The sequence below is a fragment of the Streptomyces morookaense genome, assembly GCF_013030945.1.
Taxonomy (GTDB): domain Bacteria; phylum Actinomycetota; class Actinomycetes; order Streptomycetales; family Streptomycetaceae; genus Streptomyces; species Streptomyces morookaensis.
In genome coordinates, this window is the sequence record NZ_JABBXF010000089.1 from 29,683 (window position 1) to 50,119 (window position 20,437).

General features: G+C 69.7%; 16 protein-coding genes and 2 tRNA genes. 3 read left to right on the plus strand and 15 right to left on the minus strand.

What is annotated here, in order from left to right; genetic code table 11:
• Nucleotides 1-245 precede the first annotated feature (245 nt).
• A complete protein-coding gene (gene tig / locus HG542_RS29145; protein ID WP_171086639.1) occupies nt 246-1,604 on the minus strand; it encodes a trigger factor in 1,359 nt (452 codons plus the stop codon).
• A 136-nt stretch (nt 1,605-1,740) separates the two neighbouring features.
• Nucleotides 1,741-1,817, minus strand: a tRNA-Pro gene (locus HG542_RS29150).
• 153 nt (nt 1,818-1,970) lie between these two features.
• Between HG542_RS29150 and HG542_RS29155 the strand changes: the two genes are divergently transcribed.
• Nucleotides 1,971-2,041: transfer RNA gene (locus tag HG542_RS29155), tRNA-Gly, on the plus strand.
• Between the two features lie 66 nt (nt 2,042-2,107).
• Here HG542_RS29155 and HG542_RS29160 read toward each other — a convergent pair.
• Nucleotides 2,108-2,302, minus strand: coding sequence for a hypothetical protein (locus HG542_RS29160; protein WP_171086641.1), 195 nt, complete (start codon nt 2,300-2,302; stop codon nt 2,108-2,110).
• Nucleotides 2,303-2,503: 201 nt separating this feature from the next.
• Between HG542_RS29160 and HG542_RS29165 the strand changes: the two genes are divergently transcribed.
• On the plus strand, nt 2,504-3,565 hold the full coding sequence (locus HG542_RS29165) for an acyltransferase family protein (RefSeq protein ID WP_171086643.1): 1,062 nt from the start codon (nt 2,504-2,506) through the stop codon (nt 3,563-3,565).
• Nucleotides 3,566-3,586: 21 nt separating this feature from the next.
• Here HG542_RS29165 and HG542_RS29170 read toward each other — a convergent pair whose 3' ends face one another.
• The 6 genes from HG542_RS29170 to HG542_RS29195 all read right to left on the minus strand — a co-directional run bounded on the left by HG542_RS29170 (nt 3,587) and on the right by HG542_RS29195 (nt 12,473).
• Nucleotides 3,587-5,011, minus strand: coding sequence for a DUF6177 family protein (locus HG542_RS29170; RefSeq protein ID WP_171086645.1), 1,425 nt, complete (start codon nt 5,009-5,011; stop codon nt 3,587-3,589).
• Nucleotides 5,011-9,015: a type VII secretion protein EccCa gene (gene eccCa / locus HG542_RS29175; RefSeq protein ID WP_171086647.1), complete on the minus strand. Its 4,005-nt coding sequence runs from the start codon at nt 9,013-9,015 to the stop codon at nt 5,011-5,013. The genes HG542_RS29170 and eccCa overlap by 1 nt, the downstream gene beginning before the upstream one ends.
• Nucleotides 9,012-10,157 carry a hypothetical protein gene (locus HG542_RS29180; RefSeq protein ID WP_171086649.1) on the minus strand — a complete coding sequence of 382 codons (1,146 nt, stop codon included), beginning with the start codon at nt 10,155-10,157 and terminating at the stop codon, nt 9,012-9,014. Before HG542_RS29180 ends, eccCa begins: the two co-directional genes overlap by 4 nt.
• A gap of 9 nt (nt 10,158-10,166) precedes the next feature.
• A complete protein-coding gene (gene eccD / locus HG542_RS29185) occupies nt 10,167-11,501 on the minus strand; it encodes a type VII secretion integral membrane protein EccD (protein ID WP_176607108.1) in 1,335 nt (444 codons plus the stop codon).
• A gap of 43 nt (nt 11,502-11,544) precedes the next feature.
• Nucleotides 11,545-11,898 (minus strand): hypothetical protein, encoded by a 354-nt coding sequence (locus HG542_RS29190; protein WP_171086680.1) that lies wholly within the window; start codon nt 11,896-11,898, stop codon nt 11,545-11,547.
• Between the two features lie 206 nt (nt 11,899-12,104).
• Nucleotides 12,105-12,473 (minus strand): hypothetical protein, encoded by a 369-nt coding sequence (locus HG542_RS29195; protein WP_171086651.1) that lies wholly within the window; start codon nt 12,471-12,473, stop codon nt 12,105-12,107.
• A gap of 129 nt (nt 12,474-12,602) precedes the next feature.
• On the opposite strand from HG542_RS29195, the gene HG542_RS29200 reads away from it, so the two are divergent.
• Entirely contained in the window at nt 12,603-13,289 is a 687-nt protein-coding gene (locus tag HG542_RS29200) for a TetR/AcrR family transcriptional regulator (protein WP_171086653.1), read from the plus strand.
• A 104-nt stretch (nt 13,290-13,393) separates the two neighbouring features.
• Here the strand turns inward: HG542_RS29200 and HG542_RS29205 are convergent, their stop codons facing one another.
• The 6 genes from HG542_RS29205 to HG542_RS29230 form a co-directional block, all read right to left on the minus strand.
• The gene (locus tag HG542_RS29205) at nt 13,394-13,948 is read right to left on the minus strand and encodes a Repetin (protein ID WP_171086656.1); all 555 of its coding nucleotides are present in this window, start codon (nt 13,946-13,948) and stop codon (nt 13,394-13,396) included.
• Nucleotides 13,949-14,085: 137 nt separating this feature from the next.
• Complete coding sequence (locus HG542_RS29210) at nt 14,086-15,225, minus strand: DUF4132 domain-containing protein (protein WP_171086658.1); 1,140 nt, start codon at nt 15,223-15,225, stop codon at nt 14,086-14,088.
• A gap of 318 nt (nt 15,226-15,543) precedes the next feature.
• A complete protein-coding gene (locus HG542_RS29215) occupies nt 15,544-15,993 on the minus strand; it encodes a hypothetical protein (RefSeq protein ID WP_171086660.1) in 450 nt (149 codons plus the stop codon).
• 1,153 nt (nt 15,994-17,146) lie between these two features.
• A complete protein-coding gene (locus HG542_RS29220; RefSeq protein WP_171086662.1) occupies nt 17,147-17,509 on the minus strand; it encodes a toxin-antitoxin system YwqK family antitoxin in 363 nt (120 codons plus the stop codon).
• 5 nt (nt 17,510-17,514) lie between these two features.
• Nucleotides 17,515-19,989 carry a YwqJ-related putative deaminase gene (locus HG542_RS35860; RefSeq protein ID WP_171086664.1) on the minus strand — a complete coding sequence of 825 codons (2,475 nt, stop codon included), beginning with the start codon at nt 19,987-19,989 and terminating at the stop codon, nt 17,515-17,517.
• Entirely contained in the window at nt 19,986-20,366 is a 381-nt protein-coding gene (locus tag HG542_RS29230; RefSeq protein ID WP_171086666.1) for a DUF6507 family protein, read from the minus strand. Before HG542_RS29230 ends, HG542_RS35860 begins: the two co-directional genes overlap by 4 nt.
• Nucleotides 20,367-20,437: the final 71 nt, after the last annotated feature.

Genomic DNA, 20,437 nt, shown 5'->3' on the forward strand with positions numbered 1-20,437 from the left:
TCTTCTCTGAGGACCGGGACCGGCGCGGCCGGGCTGTCCCCGGTGCGCTGCCAGAGTCTCCCCTGCCCTCGTATCTACGGACCCTAACGCGCTGGTCGGCAGGCGCCATCCCGCATCCGTAACTGTTCGCTCTGAGCGCAGGTTCCCCCAGGGGTCCGGGAAGCGCGACGGGCCCGGGCCGCCGCCCCTTGCGGGGAAGCGGTCCGGGCCCGTACGGAGCGCGGTGCGGGGCTCCGGGCGGAGGATCAGGCCTCGGTGCCCTCGACGGCCTCGGCCGCGGCCTCGGTCTCGTCCTCGTCCTCCAGGTCGACGACGTTGCCCTCGGTGTCCTTGACCGTGGCGGCCTCGACGACGGTGGCCAGCGCCTTGCCGCGGGCGACCTCGCCGACGAGCATCGGCACCTGGCCGCCCTCGACAACCGCCTGGGCGAACTGGTCGGGGCTCATGCCGGAGGACTGGGCGCGGCGCATGAGGTGCTCGGTGAGCTCCTCCTGGTCGACGCCGACCTCCTCCTTGCTGACGATCTCGTCGAGGACGAACTGGGTCTTGATGCCCTTCTCGGCCTGCTCCTTGAGCTCGGCGTCGAACTCCTCGGCGGACTTGCCCTGGATCTCCAGGTACTTGTCCAGGGTCAGGCCCATCTGGCCGAGCTGGTGGTGCTCCAGGTTGTGCTTGCGGGTCTTGATCTCGTCCTCGAGAAGCTTCTCGGGCATCGGGACCTCGACCAGCTTCAGGAGCTCCTCGAGCACCTTCTCCTGGGCCTGGGTGGCCTGGTCGAACTTCTTCATGCGGGCGAGGCGCTTGCGGCTGTCGGCCTTGAGCTCGTCCAGCGTGTCGAACTCGCTCGCCAGCTGCGCGAAGTCGTCGTCCAGCGCGGGCAGTTCACGGGACTTCACCGCGGTGACGTCGACCTTGACCTCGGCCTCCTTGCCCTCGGCGGAGCCGCCCTTGAGCTCGGAGGTGAAGGTCGCGGTGCCGCCGGCCTCGAGACCGGTGACGGCCTCGTCGATGCCGTCCAGCAGCTGGCCGGAACCGATGGTGTAGTCGATGCCCTTGGCGACGCCGTCCTCCAGGACCTCGCCGTCGACCTTGGCCTCGAGGTCCACGGTGACGATGTCGCCCTCGGCGGCGGCGCGCTCGACGGGGGCGGTGGTGGCGAAGCGCTCACGCAGCTGCTCGACGGACTTCTCGACGTCCTCGTCGGTCACCTCGGCGACGTCGACGGTGACCTCGATGCCCGAGTAGTCCGGGATCTCCAGCGCGGGGCGGATGTCCACCTCGGCGGTGAAGGCCAGCAGCTCGTTGTCCTTGAGCTCGGTGATGTCGACCTCGGGCTGGCCCAGCGGGCTCAGCTCGGCCTCGTTGACCGCCTCGGTGTAGAACTTCGGAAGCGCGTCGTTGACGGCCTCCTCCAGCACAGCGCCACGGCCGAAGCGCTGGTCGATCACGCGGGCGGGGATCTTGCCCTTGCGGAAGCCCTTCACCGTGACCTGCTGGTTGATCTTCTTGTACGCCGCGTCGAGGCTGGCCTTGAGCTCCTCGAAGGGCACCTCGACAGTGAGCCGAACCCGGGTCGGGTTCAGGGTCTCCACGGCGCTCTTCACGGTTCGGTCTCCTTGGGGCTGACTGCTTGGGTTTCAGCTGATGATGTTCAGCGGATCGCGCGCGGTAGAGAAGACACACAGACGCGCAGCTTGCATAGTAACCGCAAGCAGGATGAGCCCCACAATGTGATCTTGCTGGTCGGGGTGGCCGGATTCGAACCGACGACCTTCCGCTCCCAAAGCGGACGCGCTACCAAGCTGCGCCACACCCCGTAAGTGCGAGACGTAGGGTACATCGCCGCGGGGGTGCGGGGGACGCGGAATTCGGGGGGCGCGGAGGGCGAGGAGGGGTGGCGTGCGGCGCACCGCTCCGACCCGCTACGATGCACACCGTGCCGCGCAGCCTTCACGGGCTTTCCGGCGCGCGCGGGCGTAGCTCAATGGTAGAGCCCCAGTCTTCCAAACTGGCTACGCGGGTTCGATTCCCGTCGCCCGCTCCGACAACGCCTCCGGCTCCGGCCGGGGGCGTTCTTCATGTGCGGCGCGTGCGCCCCGGAACGCGCTCAGAACCGGATGCCGTTTATCGTCTGCGCGATCGAGTCCAGGAACCGGTGGATCGACGGGGCCATGCCCGTGGAGGCGAGGAAGAAGCCGAAGAGGATCGCAACGATCGCGGGGCCTGTCTTGATGTTGTTGGCACGGATCATCACCACCAGGACGATCGCCAGGAGCAGCACCACGGACAGTGAAATCGCCACAGCAGATCACACCTTCGGTCGGGGACTGACCACCATCGTGCCACCAACTCGCCGGGGGGAAAGATGGCGTGACGATTCCTCGGGGTACAACCAGGGGCTTCTCAGGGAACCCCCAGGTCCGAATCGTCTGGTACGGACCTGATCCGCCGGGTATCTCCCGGCGGTTTACCGGCCTCGGCCCGCGCGGCTAGGGTTCCTCGAATGTCCCCCACCGCCACCTCCCGCCCGGTGGCCACCGCACCTCCCCTCCCCTCCCCCGCCCCCTCGGCCCGCGACCCCTTCTTCGACAACGCGAAGTACCTCGCGATCGTGCTGGTCGCCGTCGGGCATGCCTGGGAGCCGCTCACCCACACGAGCCGGACGGCCCTGGCGCTCTACCTGACGGTGTTCACGTTCCACATGCCGGCCTTCATCCTCATGTCCGGCTATTTCTCCCGGGGTTTCGACTTCACTCCCGCGAAGATCAAGCGACTGGTCACCGGGGTCGCCGTGCCGTATCTGGTCTTCCAGACCGGTTACATCCTCTTCCAGCACTGGGCGGAGGACGACGCCCCGCCGGACCCGTTCACGCTGACCAACCCCTGGTACCTGAACTGGTTCCTGGCCGCGCTGTTCGTGTGGCGGCTGACGACGCCGGTGTGGCAGGTGCTGCGCTGGCCGGTGCCGATTGCGTTCGCAATTTCCATCGGTGCGATGGTCGCGCCGCACACCGGGCCGGACTTCGACCTGATGCGGGTGCTGCAGTTCCTGCCCTTCTTCGTGATCGGGCTGCGGATGAAGCCGGAGCACTTCGCCCTCGTGCAGAAGCGGTGGGTGCGGATCGCGGCGGTGCCGGTGTTCGCGTGCGCGATCACGGTGGCCTGGTTCCTCGCGCCCCGGATCGACTCGGGCTGGTTCTACCGGAACGACGCCGTCCAGGACCTGCACCAACCGCTGTGGACGGCCCCGGTGATGGGCCTGGCACTCTTCGGATGCGCCGCCGTGCTGACGGCGGGCTTCTTCGCCTGGGTGCCGCGGAGGAGGACATGGTTCACGGCACTGGGCGCCGGGACGATCTCCGGGTTCCTGCTGCACGGGTTCGTGATCAAGATGTCGCGGTGGTGGGGCTGGTACGACGCCGCCGCGTGGGTGCGGCAGCCGGTGGGCATGGTCGTGGTGACCGCGCTGGCCGTGATCATGATCACGGTGCTGTGCACGGCCCCCGTGCGACGGGTGTTGCGCTTCGCGCTGGAGCCGCGCATGGAGTGGGCGTTCAGGCGGTAGCGCCCCTTACGGGGCGCCCACTTACGCGGCCTCGACCCCCTTCAGGTGCCGCATCAGCGCCTCCAGCGCCGTCCACCCCTCCACCGTCTCCCCGTCGCCCAGCGGGTAGTAGAAGCCCGGGCGCGCCTCCGCGCCCAGCTTCACCGGGGCCTCGGCCAGCGGCGTGCGCCCGGCCCGGGCCACGCCCATTTCACGGACCTCCCCCGCGCCCAGTGCGAACGCGAACGGCACCGGCGGCCGTTCGAAGCACGGCGGCACCGCGAGGTCGCGCCGCGCCTCCCGCAGGTGGCACAGCATCGAGCGCAGCCCGTACCGCGTCGCCAGCTCCTCCGCGAGCCCGGGCACCGCGTCCAGCGGCGGCTTCTCGCCGGCCCCGTAGCCGACGGTCAGCGTGATGTCCTCCTCCACGCCGTCCGGCGTGCGCACGACCCGCAGCGTGGCGACGGCCGGCCGCTCCGGGCTGCCGACGACCACGGTCCACGTCGGCTGCGGCGCCCGCTCGTACGCGAGGTCCGTCAACTGGCGCCGCGACCACGGCAGGTTGGCCGGTTCGGCCGTGCCCCAGCCCGCCGGGAGTTCGCCGGTCAGCGCCTGCCAGGCGGCCTCCAGCGCGCCGCCGAGCACGAGGTGGGCCTCGGGCTGGTGCAGGGTCCGGAAGGACACCGACACCTGGCGCTCGTCCGTGCGCTGCACATCGGTGAAGGCGGGCGCCACCGCCGTCTCGCCGTTCTCGTCCGTCGCCGCGAGGAACATGCCGTCCTGCCACCGCAGGACAGCGCCCGACAGGCCGTCGTAGTAGCCGACCTTCTCGTCCTGGACGACCCAGCGCGACGGCATCGCCGTCGACATCAACGACCGAGTCGGCAGCGACAGCCGGCAGTGGCCCGGCGTGACGATCTGCAGGCCGCGGTCGCTCTCCAGCGTGGCGCGCAGGGCCTCGGACAGCCAGCTCGTCATGGCGATGACCGGCCGGTCCTGGAGGATCACGGCGACGTGCTCCGTCAGCACGTCGACGGCCGGCTGTGCGGCCGCCTGCGCGGGTACGGCGCTGATGCCGGACGTGTCGACGGGCTTCGCCGGGTCGGCCGTGCCCGGCGCGTCCTGCGGCCACACGCTGCCGCCCAGCAGCATCTGCAGCCGGGCGGCGAAGGTGCCCGCCAGTTCCGCCGCCTGCGGCACGGCAGTTGACGCACGTGCCTCGGTCCACCACACAGGACCGTCACCCGGAACGTCCGTACCCAGCAGCCGGGCCGCCTCGCCCGGCACCTGCAGCAGCAGCGGGGCCTCGATGGAGACCAGCGGCCGCCCCTCCGCGTCGCAGAGCTGGACCACGGCACCGTCCCCGGCCGCCTGCACCCGCAGGTCGGGGCCGCCGGAGAGCAGACCGGCCAGGACACTCCAGGCATCCGGCATCCGCTCGGTCAGTGCGATCACATCTTTGGTCATCAGCTGTTTCCCCCGTTGTCCCCGTTGTCTTCTGCGGCAAGCGCCGTCTGGATCAGCCGCGTTGCCTCGCCCCGGCGGACGAGCGTGCCCCGGCCGGGCGGCTGCGCCCCGGCGTACACGCCCGGGAAGAGCTGGCCCTCCTGCCGGTCGCCGGTCATCACGACCGCCGCCGTACCGCTCTCCCGGAGCGTCATCAGGAACGGCTCGTACAGCGCCCGCGACGCACCGGCCACGCGCCGCGTGACCACGAAGTGCAGGCCGATGTCCTGGGCGGAGGGGATGAACGGCAGGAAGGGCGCGAGCGGTTGCTGTCCCGCGGTGGTGAGGATGTCGTAGTCGTCGATGAGGATGACGATGCGCGGCCCGGAGTACCAGGTGCCGGACGCGAGGGCGTCCTGGGCGGCCAGGTCGTCCGGCATGCGCTTCTCCAACTCGGTGGCGATGCCGGTGGCGAGGGCACCGCAGAGCTTGGAATTGTGCGCGTAGCCGCCGCGGTACTCCTCGGGCACCAGCTTGCGCAGGCCGCGCCGCGGGTCCATGACCGCGAACACGATCTCCTCGTCGGAATAGCGCTCCATGAGCCCCTGGGCGATCAGACGCAACAGGTTCGTCTTGCCGCATTCGCTGTCGCCCAGGACGATCAGGTGCTGGTCGCGCTTGAACAGGTCGAGCAGGACGGGCGCGAGGGCCGTCTGGTCCAGGCCGATGGGCACCCGGTTGGGCTCGGCCGTCACCTGCGGCAGCGAGGCGGCCGGGATCCGGGCGGGCAGCACGCGGACGCGCTGGGCGCCGTCGCCGGACCAGGACGAGCGGATGACCATGGCGGCCTGCTCGACGGCCGGACCGATCTCGGAGGTCGACGCGAGGCCGTCGATGCGCGGCAGCGCGGTCTGGGCGAACAGCTTGCCGTCGGTCAGGACGCGGCCGGGCTCGTCCGCGGCGATGGTCTCCGCGAGCTTGCGGTCGATGCTGGAGTCGCCCGGGTCGTTGAGCCGCAGCTCCATGCGCGTACCGAACATCGCCTGCGTGGCGATGCGCACGTCGTTCCAGCGCAGCATGCCGGCGACGACGTGGATGCCGTAGCCGCCGCCGCGCTTGAGCAGGTCGGTGACGGCGTCCTCGATCATCTCGAAGTCGTCGCGCAGGGCGCCGAATCCGTCGATGACGAGCACGATCTCGGTGGACGACAGCTCGGGCAGGCGGCCCTCGGCGCGCATCTCGCGCAGCCGCTCGACGGAGTCGATGCCGTGCTCGCGGAAGAGCTCCTCGCGCGCGGCGAGCATGCCGCGCACCTCTTCGACGGTGCGGGCGGCGCGTTCGCGGTCGGCGCGCCCGGCGATGCCGCCGACGTGCGGCAGCCCGGCGAGCGCGGCGAGGCCGCCGCCGACCAGGTCGAGCCCGTAGATGCCGGCCTCGCGCGGCGTGTGCGTCATGGCCAGCGACAGCGCGAGGGTGCGCAGCAGCGTCGTCTTGCCGGACTGCGGGCCGCCGATGACGGCGGCGTGGCCGCCCGCGACGGTGAGGTCGAGGGTCCACTGGCCCTGCCACTGCCGGGCCGGGTCGTCGAGCAGGCCGAGCGGCACCTTCATCGCGCCCGGCCGGACGGCGAGTTGCATGCCGCGGCTGCCCGCCTGGACGGGTCCGGCGGAGGTGTCGAGCGCGATGGCGGAGGGCAGCGGCGGCAGCCAGATGGAGCGCGTGGGCGCGGCGGCGTCGCGCAGCTGGTCGACCATGACGGACATGACGCTGGGGCCCGGGTTGCGGGTGCGCATGGCCGGTTCGGCGTCGCCGGAGCCGTCCTCGGGGCCTTCGAGCGTGTTGAAGGCCGGGTACGGCAGGGCCAGCGGCGCGGCATCCTCCACGTCGCGCAGAGCCGGACCCTTGTAAGGGCCGGACACGAAGCCGGCCTTGAAGCGCTCGTAGGCGCTGGTGTCGACCTTCAGGTAGCCGAAGCCCGGGATGGGCGGCAGATGGAAGGCGTCGGTGGTGTCCAGGACGGTGCGCGACTCGTCGGCCGAGAACGTGCGCAGGCCCAGCCGGTACGACAGGTAGGTGTCCAGGCCCTTGAGCTTGCCGCCCTCGATGCGCTGGCTGGAGAGCAGCAGGTGCACGCCGATGGAGCGGCCGATGCGGCCGATGGACAGGAAGAGGTCGATGAAGTCCGGCTTGGCGGTGAGCAGTTCGCCGAACTCGTCGATGACGACGAACAGGTGCGGCAGCGGCTCCAGGTCGGGCCGGGTCTCGCGCAGTGCCGCGTAGTGGCCGATGTCGGCGACGTTCCCGGCGTCCTTGAGCACCTGCTGGCGGCGCTGCACCTCGCCCGCCAGCGACGAGTGGACGCGCTCGACGAGGCCGGCCTGGTTCTCCAGGTTGGTGATGACACCGGCGACGTGCGGCAGTCCGGCGAACGGCGCGAAGGTGGCACCGCCCTTGTAGTCGACGAGGACCATCGCCAGATCCTCCGGCGGATGGCTCGCCACGAGCGCGAGGACGAGCGTGCGCAGCAGCTCGCTCTTGCCCGAGCCGGTCGCGCCGACGCACAGGCCGTGCGGGCCCATGCCGAGCTCGGAGGACTCCTTGAGGTCGAGCAGGACCGGCTGGTGGCCGTCCCCTATGCCGATCGGCACGCGCAGGAAGGCGCGTTCGCCGCGCGGCTGCCACAGGGCGGTCACATCGAGCTGCGCCGGATCGTCGATGCCGAGCATCTCCGTGAAGCCGACCGGACCCGACAGAGGTGCGTCCACAAGTGACTCGGCGGACAGCCGCAACGGGGCGATCAGCCGGGCGAGCCCCTCGGCACCGGCCGCGGTGGCCGGGTCGGCGGTGCCCTCGACCACGACGGGCTCCGGCGTGCGCAGATCCTCCACATGCACCTGGTCGCCGTCGACGGTGATGCGCAGGGAGACGTGACCGGGCTCCTGGACGCGCTCGGCGACCAGGTGCAGCACGGTGACACCCATCTCGGCCAGGCCCACCGCCTCGTCGGGACACGGCAGTTCGCGGGCGTCCGACCCGTACTCGTCGCTCACGACGAGCAGCCGGCTCTGCATCTGAAGCGCGTCCTTGCCGGCAAGGCCGCGGCGCACCTCGGCCGCGTAGGAGGCACGCTCGCGCAGATCACGGTTGATCAGCCGGGCGAGCCGGCCGAGTTCGGGGGCGAGGCGCCGGGCGGCGACGGGCCCGTCGTGCTCCTCGGGGTCCAAAGTGTGCGGCAGCCACTTCACCCACTCCCAGTCGTCCGCCATCCGGTCGCCGGGAGCGGCGAGGGCGAGCGCGACGTCGTCGGGCGCGTGCGCAACGGCCGTCTGGCACAGGAGTGCACGCACGACACGCAGCACACTCTCCCTGTCGCCACCGACGATGCTGACGTTGCCCGCGCGGTCCAGCGGGACGGTCAGCGGCAGGTCGGTGGCCGTGCTGAAACGGGCCTTGAGGGCACCGGCCTCGTTGAGCATGAACCGGTCGGGCGGGGTGAGCACGCTGCTGCCCTGCTGCCCGACGGTCAGCGGGCGTGCCGGCATCCGGCCGGTGCCGATGCGCACGCGCAGGAAGTCCTCGTCCGCACGCCGCCGTTCCCACAGCCGCGCCGGGTCGCGCACGACGTCGTAGAGCGCCTCCGGCGCCGGGTCGAGCACACGGGCGGCCTCGCGGCGCTCCCGCTCCTCGGCACCCAGCTCCTCGCGGAGCTCCTCCAGGTACTCCAGGTAGCGCTCGCGCTGCGCGCGCCGGGTGCGCTGCGCCTTGCCGCGCTGCGACAGCAGCATGCCGACCGAGCCGATGACGGTGACGACCAGCACGATGGCACCGAGCCCGGCGAACTGGCTGTTGCGCACAACCGTCATCATCACGACGGAACTCATCACGCCCGCAATGGGCATGAGGGTGTGCAGGGCACCGCCGGTCTTGCCCTCGGGCAGGTTGGGCGGCGGCTCGATGGTGCGCGCGTCCGGGACGACCAGGGGGCGCGTGGTGCGGGCGGGGCGGTGGACTATGCGCGTGGTCATCGGGTGCTTCGCCTGCTCATGGCTCGGGAGAGGACGTCGGCGGCGAGTTCGGTGGCGGCCTCGCGGGTGGCCTGGCCCAGCAGTTCGGTGCGGATGGGCCCGCCCGCGGCGAGGTGCCGGTCGTACGGGAGCGTCAGCACCTTGACGCCGTCCAGCTGGAGGTGGCCGCTCGCCGCGGCCACGTCGAGCGTCATGTGCGGGGAGGACGCGGCGAGGACCACGACGGTCTTCGCCATCAGCTGCGGGCGCCCGAGGGACGCCATCCACTCCAGCACCGCACGGGTGCTGGTGACGCCCTCGGCGGTGGCCGGGGTGACGAGCACCCGCGCCTGCGCGGCGACCAGGGCGGTACGGGCCAGCTCGCTGGGCAGCGTCTCGGAGTCGACGACGGTGATGCCGAAGTAGCGGCGCAGCGCGACCATGACGGAGCGGTACTCGTCCAGCTCCAGCCGGCTGCCCACCCGGCCCTGGCTGCCGGGCAGCAGCCAGCCGCCGCGCTCGGGCAGTTGGACGAGATAGCCGACGACGTCCGTCAGCTGCATCGACGGCTCGATGATCCGCGCGAGGTCCGCGGTCGTCCAGCGCACCTTGGTCGCGCCGAGACGCGCGGGCAGCGTGCCGAGCGCGGCGTCGGCCTCCAGCATCAGGACGGGGTCCTGCCGGTAGTGCGCGTACGTGCGCCCGAGCAGCGCGGTGACGGTGGTCTTGCCGGCGCCGCCGCGGATGCTGGTGACGACGATCTGCCGCCCGGTGGTCAGCGGCTGCTGCAACGCCTGCGCGACGCGGGTCGCGTCCTCCACCTCACGGGTCGCCGAGGAGCCGACGAGGCGGCGCAGGGAGCGGCTGGTGCGCTTGGCGGCCGAATCCCCGCTGAGCGGCTTGCCCTTGAGGAGTTCCTCGGGGAGCTCGATCTCGGTGGTGACGGGGGTGGGGAGGGGACGCAGGGGAGCGGGACGGTAGGGGGCGGGCTCCGGGGCCGGGGCCGCCGCCCGGGGCGGGACGGCGTCGGCGGGCTCGGCGGGTTTGTCGGCCTCCGCCTCCTGCTTGCCCGCCAACTCGTCGAGCTCTCCGGTCAGATTGCGCAGATTGCGCAGCAGATCACCCTGCCAGTCGCTGCTCTGGCCTTGCTGGTCCTGGGACATGCGGCTCTCCTAGAACTGGTGCAGCAGGCGTACGTACACGCCGAACACCCCGACCGCGAGCGGGAAGAGGGCGATCACGCCGAAGGTCTCGACGAGGTCGACGGCGCGGCGCAGCCGGACGCGTACGTGCTCGGGCGGCTGGACGGCGAGGACGCCGAGCGGTACGACCGCGGCGAGCGCGAGCACGGCGAGCGGGCCGTAGGGGGTGCCGTGGGAGTGGCCGGTGTGGGCGCCGTGGCCGATCCAGAGGACGGCGAGCCGGACGAGCAGCACCAGGGCCGCGGTCATGAGCGCCACGACCTCGGCCACCAGCGGGAACGCCCGCGAGCGGGAGAGCAGTACGACGGCGAGCACGGCGGTCAGGCCGACCGTCCAGGGCGACGGGTCGCCGACGGCGAGGATGCCGCCCGCGGTGGCGGACGCGGCGACGACGACCGTGGCGAGGACCAGTCCGCGGTGCGTTGCGGCGAGGGCGGTCTCGACCTCGTGGCGGCTGACGGAGGCGCCGCCGGAGCGGCGGTCGTCCAGCCCGGTGAGGCCGGCGGCCATCAGCGCGAGGCGGGGCAGCAGTCCGAGGACGACGACGGAGACGACGGCGAGGACCGAGCCGACACGGGCGGCGTCGCTCTGGAAGGCGGCAACGGCCTCCCATACGGCGGTCGTTGTGACGACGGCGGCCGCACCGACGAGCCCGCCGCGGCCGAGCGGCGAGAACAGCCCGAGCAGCGCGAGGGTGACGGTGAGCGCGGCCGCGGTCGCGGCGAGGCGCGCGGGCCCGTTCCAGGCGTGCGCGTCGGCGGCGGTCCAGGCGGCGAGCACGCCGAGGGTGCCGCCGGCCAGCATGAGGATGGTGCCGAGGTCGCGTCGCCCGGCCTTGCCGACGACGGCGCCGACGACGGCCATGAGCGCGGCAACTCCTGCGATCCCGGCGGGCACGGCGGCGGAGCCGAGGCTGGTGCGGGCGAGCACGCCGGCGACGAGGGCGAGGAGGACGGTGGCGGCACCGGCGGTCCACTGCCGGGCCTCGGGACGCCAGCGCCAGGCGCGTACGTCCAGATCCTCGGCCAGCTCGTCGGTGACGTCGTGCACGACGGGCGCGGAGGGTGCGTCGTGCGACCGGACGAGCCGGAGGATCGCACCGTCCGGCACACCGGCCTCGGCGAGGCTGCCGTCCTGGGGCAGGACGGCCCCGTCGGCGGTCACCAGGTGCCGGGCTGCGGGCCGTTCGGCGACCCGGTCGTCGAGCAGCCGCAGGACGTCCGGGAGAAGCCTCCCGATGGGTTCGTCCGCGGGCAAAACAAGATCCACCCGGCGTCGTTCGCCGACGAGAGTGATCCTGCTCAATTCCGTACGCTGTTTTGCCCCCACGTTCACGCGGCAGAACCTATCACTGGGCCGACTCCGTCACTTTGTGCGCTTTGTGCGTTGCTTTGGGGGTGGGGGCCGATGACGACTCGGGTGCGGGCGTGGGCGTAGGCGTCACGGGCGCATACCGCTGCTGTTGCTGCTGCTGTTGCTGCTTCTGCTGTTCTTTCTGCTTGGCGAGGGTGTGCTGAATGAACGACCACCCGACGCATCCGGCGCACAGCACCGCAGCAATGGCAATTCCGGCAAATACCTTGCCGAGCTTCTCGTCCGCGGAGCGGCGGGCCCGCTGGGCCCCGTAGAGCAGCGCATCCCGCATACGGCGGCGCCGCACGGACACCGACTCCAGCAGCTGACTGTCGTAATCCTTCGCCATCATTCCCCGTCTTGCCCGATGCACCGGGCCTGCCGCGCTTGCTTCGCGATCCGGCAACCACCCCCACGGTGGCAGCCCGGTCCGGTTCTGGACCGGCGCCGGGAGTTTGTTCAGCTTAGCCCGTGGGTCCGACAGGGCGGGTCGGGGAGGTCCCCGGCGGAATATCCGTTACGCACGCATTACTTGATCACCGCAATTTTCACGGTTCACGGCGACAAAGGCGGGACCTGGGCGGCGCGGGCCTCGTTGTGGATGGCCAGGCACTCGTCCATCGCCGCCCGCCAGGCGGGGTCGTCCCCGTCGAGGGTGTTCGCGGCATCGAGCGCGGCGTGATACCGGGCGGCCATCGCCGGACGGCGCTCGATCTCGATCTCCGTGGCCCATTTGGTGAGAAAGACACGGATCGGGTGGAACGAGGCGTGCCGCGTGGCGAGGGTGAACGCCTGGTCCCGGTCGGCCTGGTACTCGGGCAGCCGCGACGGGTCCAGCCGCGCGAGGGCGGTGCGCAGCGCGGGAAAGGTGGTGGCGGGCCGCGGGATGAGGTCTCCCGGCTCGTCGGCGTACGGACCGCTCATGCAGCGGGAGCCTCCTCCTGCGTCCGGCTGTTGCTGAGTATTGCCAGCCCGCAAGGGTACGGAGTTCTGCCGGGAATTACGGGGCGATCGATGGCCAACGGTTGGCAACTCGGCGGGTACGGTCGGATCATGGACATACCGCACGGCCTGCCGGCCGCCATCGGGACCACTGCGCGCCGCATCCTCGCGGAACGGGGCGCCGGCGGGCTGACCTTGGAAGCCGTGGCTCGCGAACACGGTCTGGCTCTCGCCGACGTCACCTCCGCCTTCCCCCACCGGGACGACCTGCTGACTGCACTGCTCATCGAGGCCTACGACGAGTCGGGCGCCGCGATGGAACGGGCCGACCAGGCGGCCCGCGACGCCGGCGCATCGGCAGGAGCCCGCCTCCTCGCGGCCGCCCGCGCCCTGCGGCAGTGGTCGGTCGCCAACCCGGCCGAATTCGCGCTGGTCTACGGTTCGCCCGTGCCGGGCTACCACGCGCCGGAGGACACGGTGCCGCCCGCCTCGCGCACCCCCGCCGTGCTGGCCGGCATCCTGCGGTCCGCCCTCGAGGCCGGCGAACTCACCGCGCCCCGGCGGGCGGTGCCGGGCCCGCCGCTGATCCGCCCGGAGGCGGCGGCGCTGTTCGGCAACGTGCCGGAGGCGCCGTACGAGGACCTCGTCGAGCGCGGCATCGTGCTGTGGAGCAACCTGATCGGGCTGCTGGTGTTCGAGGTCTTCAGCCGCACCCACGACAGCGTGACGGACCAGGCCGCCTTCTTCGACTTCGCCATCGCGGTGACGGCGGAGGGCGTGGGGCTCACGGTGTCCTAGCAGCAGGTCTGCCGACGCACGTCTGGCGCACATCTTCAATCCTCCCCTGTGGGACTGAAGATGTGCGCCGGATGTGCACCGGCAGCCGAACCTGTGACGAACCTCTAGAGCCTGGGCTCCCAAGGAACGACGGTGAAGTCGCCGCTCTCCACCTTCTCGAACGGTGCGGAACTCACGCACTTGGGCAGGTTGTCGGTGTCCCGCGGACTGCCCGTGGCCGCCCAGCTGTAGCCGAGGCGGTCGCCGTGCCGGCCTCTGTCGTCGACGGTGAAGCCGACCCGCTTGCCCACGGCACCGTCCAGGTCGGACTTGGTGATGACGCCCGTGGCCACGGCCACCTTGCCGCCCGTGACCAGACAGTCGATCCGCCCCTCGGCCGAGGCACCCTTGCCGTGCAGGTAGTGGCTGAACCGGAAGGTGCCGTGGGCCTTGTCCGGGGCCATCAGGTCCTTGGCGTCCAGGTGTGCGTCGAAGGTGAAGTGGATGTCGTCCCCGGCGGAGCGGTACAGCTTGCCGGTGCCGGTGAGCGAGGCGGCTTCCCGCTGCGGCCGTTGGTGCCCGCCGGCGGCGTCGTCGGCGGCAACTGCGGTGCCGGCGGCGGCTGTGGCGATGAGCAGTGCGGCGCCGAGGGCGGCCACGCGGGTGCGGTTGCGGGGCATGGCGGATCCTTCCGTTCATTGGCGATGGGCGAGGGCCGGGGACGTCCGTCCGGCCGTGCTCCACACTCCCGCGCCGCACACCCCCGGCACATCGCGCCGCGGACTGATCACCGCTCAGCCGCACGGCGGGCCACTGGTCAACCCTGGGGAGGACGCCGGCACGACCGCAGCCGAACACGCGCGGTGGACGGTATCCCTCCACTCCGGACTGCCGTGTCGAGAGGCCGGTACCCGCACCCGTCGGACACCTCGTACTCCCACTCCAGCTCCGGTGACCGCGTGAGCACCCCGGTGATGGGATGGTCGCGGTAGTACCGGACCCAGTCCGGCCAGAGCCAGGTGCGGCCCTCACCGGCGAGGGCGGCGAGCCGGAGCCGTTCGGCGGCGAGGGTGGCCTCGATGCGCTGGGCGTGACGCCGCAGGTAGTCGACACTGTCGGCGCGGGCCGGGGTCTTGTAGCCGCTGGGCGAACGGAACGGTGCCGTGGTGCGCGTGGCGGTGCCGACCTCGTCGATCCAGTCGACGGTCACCTGCCCGGTGCCGTGCACGGTGACGACTGCGTCGAGCGCGGCGTTCCACCACAGCGCCCCGCGCCCGATCCACCCGACCGTCAACGTCCCGTCGGCCTCCAACCCATGGCGGGGCACGGTACGTTCGGCCACCTCATGGGCCGGCACGCCGAGACGGGCCGCAGCCTTCTTGATGGACTTGACCAGCACCTTCTGCGGGGGCCGGGAGGGGCTGACCCAATAATGCAGGGCCCACAACTCCTCCATCGCGGCCGGCCCGCGCAGTTCACCGAGGGCGGTGAACGCGGCACCGGAGAGCCGGTCGTCCACGCGGTAGTAGGTGTCCATGGCCTGAGCGTTCTTCCGCGCGACGAGGGCGAGGTCGGCGGCCAGGCTGCTGTCCCCGCCGACCCACCCGGCGGCGAGGAGGACCCCGACCGCGAGACTACGGGCGGGAGACGGCGGCTTGCCCTGCCCGAGCTCCCGGATCACGTGCTCGGGGTCGGCCATCCCGTGAAAGGAGCCGCCGTGAGCCAACTCCCGAACCGCAAACTGCACGATGTCTGCGGCACCTTCCGCCTTGAGCAGAGCCTTGGTGCGACGCTTCCAGGCGGTGTCGACCTTGTAGCGGTAGTCCCAGAACTGGGTGGCGGTGCCCAAGTGCAGGACGAGGTCGGCCAGTTCAGGAGACAGCCCGGTGAAGCGGCTCCGGATACGGTTGGACCAGTCGTTGCCGGGGTCGAGCAGGTTGGCTACGGGATCACTCATGGGGACGATCCTGCCAAGGGGGACTGACAGTGGGTGGGCCTGGCAACCGGCAGGGCAGGATCACGGTCGGCCCGCTGTTGTGAAGCCGGCGCTTCCGACAGCGGAAATCTCGAATCCTCGGGATCGGAATTCGAGATTTCCGCTGCCGGAGGAGCCAGCTCCACACCCGGGGCCCGGCGAGGGCGCGTTGCGGGACCGTCATCCTCGGGACCGTCGACGCCGAACCTTGGCGCAGCACTCGTAGAACCACTCCGAGGTCAGCCGATGGCGCTTGACCACCAAGGGGTGGACAGGGTCCGACGGTTCCAGCGTGCCGCGCTACTTCAGTTTGTACTCGCACGGCTTGCCGGACTTTCCGTCCTGGTTGTCCGCGACCTTCTTGCCGTCGACCTTGATGACGCACGAAGCCGCTCGGAGCATGCCGTCGTCGCCCTGCGTCGAACCCGGTACAAGGGTCACCAAGTGCCCGACCCTGTGCTCCGCGCCGACCACTGTCACCTTGGCCGTCTTCTGCCAGGGGAGGGAGACTTCCTCCCCCTTGTTCGTGTCCAGGTCGTAGTAGACCTGGGTCTTCCCGGTCCCCTGCACCTCGAGGGTCACTTCGTGAGTGACTTCGCCGTCACCTGCGTCACCCTTCGGCTCCACGCTGGACTTGGCGGTGGCGTCGCTCTTGGCAGAGCCCTTGTCGCCGCTCCCGCCGCCGCTACTGCATCCTGTCAGCAGAGCGGCAGTTGCGATCAGCGCTATTGCGGTGAATTTCTTGCGCACGGGTCCCCCACGTCGATCATTTCAAGGCAGGCAGTGATCATAGTGGGGCAACGGCGCCCGGTGGCCAGTCGGCCCGGCACTCGCCGGCGCCCGACGCCGTCACTCTTGCAAGACATTGTTTTCCGGCACCGGACAGCGACCCGGGACTGGGCACTCGACCTGTCGACTACGACCACACAAACAGCAGGTCAGGAGCAGACCCACCCTGAACCCAGGCAATAGCCTGGTGACCTTGTTCAGCAACATGGCGCGTTCCACGCCTTTGACGTCAGTGAACTTGTATCGGGCCAACTCGCTGCTCTCGTCGACCTTTTCAACCTCGGCGTAGAGATCCACAGTTGTCACCGCCCCATGTCAGCCGGGAACGCATCCAACTGTTCAATCAGCTCCGCGTCGGCACACACGGACGGATCGACACGCTCCGCAATGTCGATGAACGGCCACCTGTCACTGCCGCCGAGCCACTCCGCTCACACGGCTGCACGACGAAGGTACTCGCGCATGAGCAGGGCTCGCGAGGCGGCATTCCTGTCGCCCGCGGCGTAGTCTGCCCAGTCGATTGCCAGCAGTCGCTCCATCACCGCTTCCTGTGTCACAAACCAACGCCCCACAAGACGCGCAGCGTTGGCTCGTGACACCGGAAGCACAATCGGGCGGCGCTTCCCAGCATCAGGGAGCCTGGGGACACCGATGACCCGCTGAGAGCCAATTGCGGATTACTCGCCTCGCCCGGCCTTTTCGGCGACATACTCCTCGCGGATCTCGGCATAAATGGCATCCAAGCAGGCCTTGTAGTCTGCCGCCCGCTCCGGGGTGCCGTCCTCTTCGGGGTCGTCGACCCTGAATTTGGCACAGCATTCATAGAACCATTCTGATGCAAGTCGTTGTCGCTTGACCGCCAGGGGATGGACAGGGGCCGACACTTCGCGGTTATTAACCTAAATTCCCGACAGGTAGCTACGATTCACGGGCCATCTCAGGCCGCTCGGAGCATGCCGTTGGAGTCCTGCATCGAGCGACAGTTGCCATCGATGCCGCTATCCCGGCGAACCGAAGAGGGGACATGTCACCAATCGGCGACCATTTGAAGTCCGAGCAGGAGCAGCACCCAAGAACCACCTGGGCACCGCTCCCCGGTCAAGCCTGCCGGCGCTCAGGCATCACTGTCGCGCCAAGTCCGTGTCGGGTTCCCCTGGACATCCCACTTATACTCTTCCTTCAGCCTCTTTCCGTCCTCGCTGAAAACCTGCCTTGAGGCAAGAGTGCCATTGGGGTGCCATTCCAGATATTCACCCGAAACAAACCCCATACGCATGACGCCCTCACTCCGCTTGGTCCCGTCCGGGAACCATTCAAGTGTCGGACCGTCTTGGATCCCCTCGGTGTAACCATCAAGGCTGATCAAGGCTTCACCCTGGTACTCGGCCACCTCGCCGGTGAACAGCTTCCCTTGATAAAGGAGACGCTGCGAGGCATCCATGTCTACGGCTGGGTCATCGATGTCGATGCGCTGCACTGCTATCACCCTGGGATCCAGTTGTCGTCAGTCGGCGGGTCGTCCGTGTAGCGCCCATGGCTACTCGGCACTTCTTCGATCATATGGCCGCAGTTCGCACAGTACGGCGCACGCCGTCCCGGCGCACCCGTGACCTTGTCCGGAAGATACGGGAACTCGACCGACGCTCGCATTTCAGCGAGCGCTTCCTTGCCGTCGGGAAGCCCCTTGCTATGCCGCTCCCAGAGCAGTTCATTGACGGCCTTGACTTCAGCATGCCCGAGCGGATGGTCACGGTGCGGCGGGTTGTCTGCAATCTGCTCGTAGCGCTCCCGAAGAGTCGGGTGAAGCTGGTCCAAAGGAATGATGTTGGCCGCTTTCCCGTTGATCCCCTCAATAACCGACCCGGTCCGCAGATCCATGACGACGCCGACACACGCTCCCGTCTGCTTTCTGGGGAATGTTCCGGCCTCCTTTGCATCACGGTATGCCGCACCTCGTGACTGCGAAAGGTCGTCCAAGTAATCCGCAACAGGGCGCCCGTTGACCTGGGTGACCAGGCCATCGGTGCGCTTTACTCGTGGATCGCCTTCGGGGAAGCGATCCATGACCTTCTCCCCTGGGCCCGGCGGAGGCAACTCTTCCAGACCAGTGGAACCGCTCGGAAGGTCTGAGCCATCAGCGTTGTGGGTGCTGTGATCGACATTCTCATGAGCGCCGTTCGATGTGGGATGCCCCGAGCCTCCCTCGTGGTGAGGATGCGTGCCGCCATCACCATGAGAGTCACCCGAGGGCGTGTCGTGCTCGCCGGCGTGGTGCGACGGGTTGTCATCCGCGTGACGGGGCCCATCGTGGCCGTGCGCAGTGGGCCCGTGATCGTAATGGCCTCCATGGCTTCCCGTGTTGTGGCCGCCCGTCCTGCTCGGGGCGTCGTGACCGGAGTGAGTCGACGTACTGTGGCCATCGCCATGCACGTTCGGCGTGTGTGAAGCACTCCCGGAGTAGCCCGCAGAATCGCCGGCGCGGCTGCCCGTATGCGAGGCAGCACCATCGGCGGTTCCGCCTCCCGCGTGAGCGGAAGCCTGGGGGTGCGAAGCGCCCACGCCGGCAGGCACGCGGTGATCGGACGGGCTGGTTTCGTGAACGTTGGGGAGGTCGGCCTTGTGGGGTTCCTTGACGGCAGGCGGTTCGGCCGGCTTGCCGTGTTCGTCGAGGATCTTTCCGTCCTCGGTGATGACGCGGAGCTGACCCTCGTGGTTGGTGTAGTGGAAGCCCTTGGGAAGGTCAGCCAGCGCACCCGAGGGCTTCGATGCACCGTCCAGGAAGTCGCCGACCTTTCCGGTGTGAGTTTCCTTCAGGGATTTCAGGAGATCGCCGACCTGGACCTTCGCGTATTTGGCCGCTCCACCGATGTAGGTCATCGGGTCCACGAGCTGGCCGGCCCGGCCGAGGGCGCCCGCCACCTTGGCTGCCTTGCCGCCGGCTTCCCCCGCCTTGCCCAAGTTGCCGAGTTCGCCGGCCTTGCCGAGCTTGAGCAGGGGTCCTGCGCCGAGGGTGAGGCCGTTGAACACGACGGTGCCGATGGCGCGTCCCGGGTTCCTCTTCCACTGGTCCCAGGCGACCAGGGACTTGCCGAACTCTCTTGCCGCCTTCCTTGCACGATCGCTGTCCGGGTCCGGCTTGTCCGGCAGACCCATGGCGTTCATGGCCAGTTCGAACGGCCTGACCGTGTACAGGCCGATACCGGTGACGACGTCACCGATACCGCTCCACGTCTTCGCGAAGGTGTCCCAGTCGAAGAAGTTGACCATGTGGCCAAGCCCCTTCAGGGTGTCCAGGATCCCGTCCTTGAAGAAGCCTGTCACGAGGCCACCCACGAAGTGGGTTCCGTGATGCCAGAGCCACTTCACGCCCGTGTACTCGCGCGCATCGGCCGTTCCCCACGGCGTCTTGTCGGCCTTGGCCGCATCGTCCGCACTGAAGCCGTACATGCCCGGCTTGTGGGAGCCGTCGTCCGGCACCCAACGGGTGTTGCCGACAAGGGCGCTGATCTTGTCCGCGGTCGAGCGCTCCGCTTCCTGGAATTCGCCCCAGACGCGGCCCACCTCGTGCACGAGGTGGGCATTCTCCTTCTGCTTCTTGGCGTCACGCTGCCAGTGTTTGTCATCCGCCACCGACTTGGCGAAGGCCTCGGCTTCGCGCCGGAGTTCGTCCATGCGCTTGGCCAGCGGGCGCCCGGTGTGGGCGAAGTCGGACAGCGCGCCGCCGACCGTCTCCAGCTTCGACGCGAAGTGGTCCGCCCCCTCGCGCACCGGCACGGTGGTGTGCAACAACGGGCCCTTCTCCGGCGCCTCGTAGACCGGGTCCAGGCCCTGGAAGGTGCTGTGAATGTCACTGCCGGTCGAGCGGATGCTGGACGCAGTCTTCTTCAGCGCCGCGGCATCCTTCTCCAACTGGTCGAAGTTGCCCGTGTAGTGCGGAATCTTCTCGGGCTCGATCACTTTTGGTCCTCGCCCTTCAGCTCCTTGGGCGTGGGCGCCTGGGCCGCCGCGCTCTGCGCGTTCTGCGCCATCTCCAGAGCGCCGTTCTCATAGCAGCGCGTGGCCTCCGCCGCACCCCGTATGGACTTGGCCGAGCGGACTATCAGGAACCTCAGATCGTCCTGCGTGTTCTTGCCGAACTCGCCCAGCGCTCCGGCCACCGGACCGAAGGCACCGCCCTTGGGAGCCTCACCCTGGATCATCGTGCCGGCCCACTTCGCCGCGCTCTCCATGGTGGTGGCGTAGGCCTGCAGCTCTTCCCCGAGCTTCTCGGCCTTGTCACGCGTGTTGCCCAGCACCACGCGGACGGCGTCCGGCTTGATGTCCCACCCAGGCATGATGTGCTCTCCCCCTCCACGCCCCTACAAGGTTCTTGCCCCGCTCAGCCGATGCCGTCGACGGCGGCCTT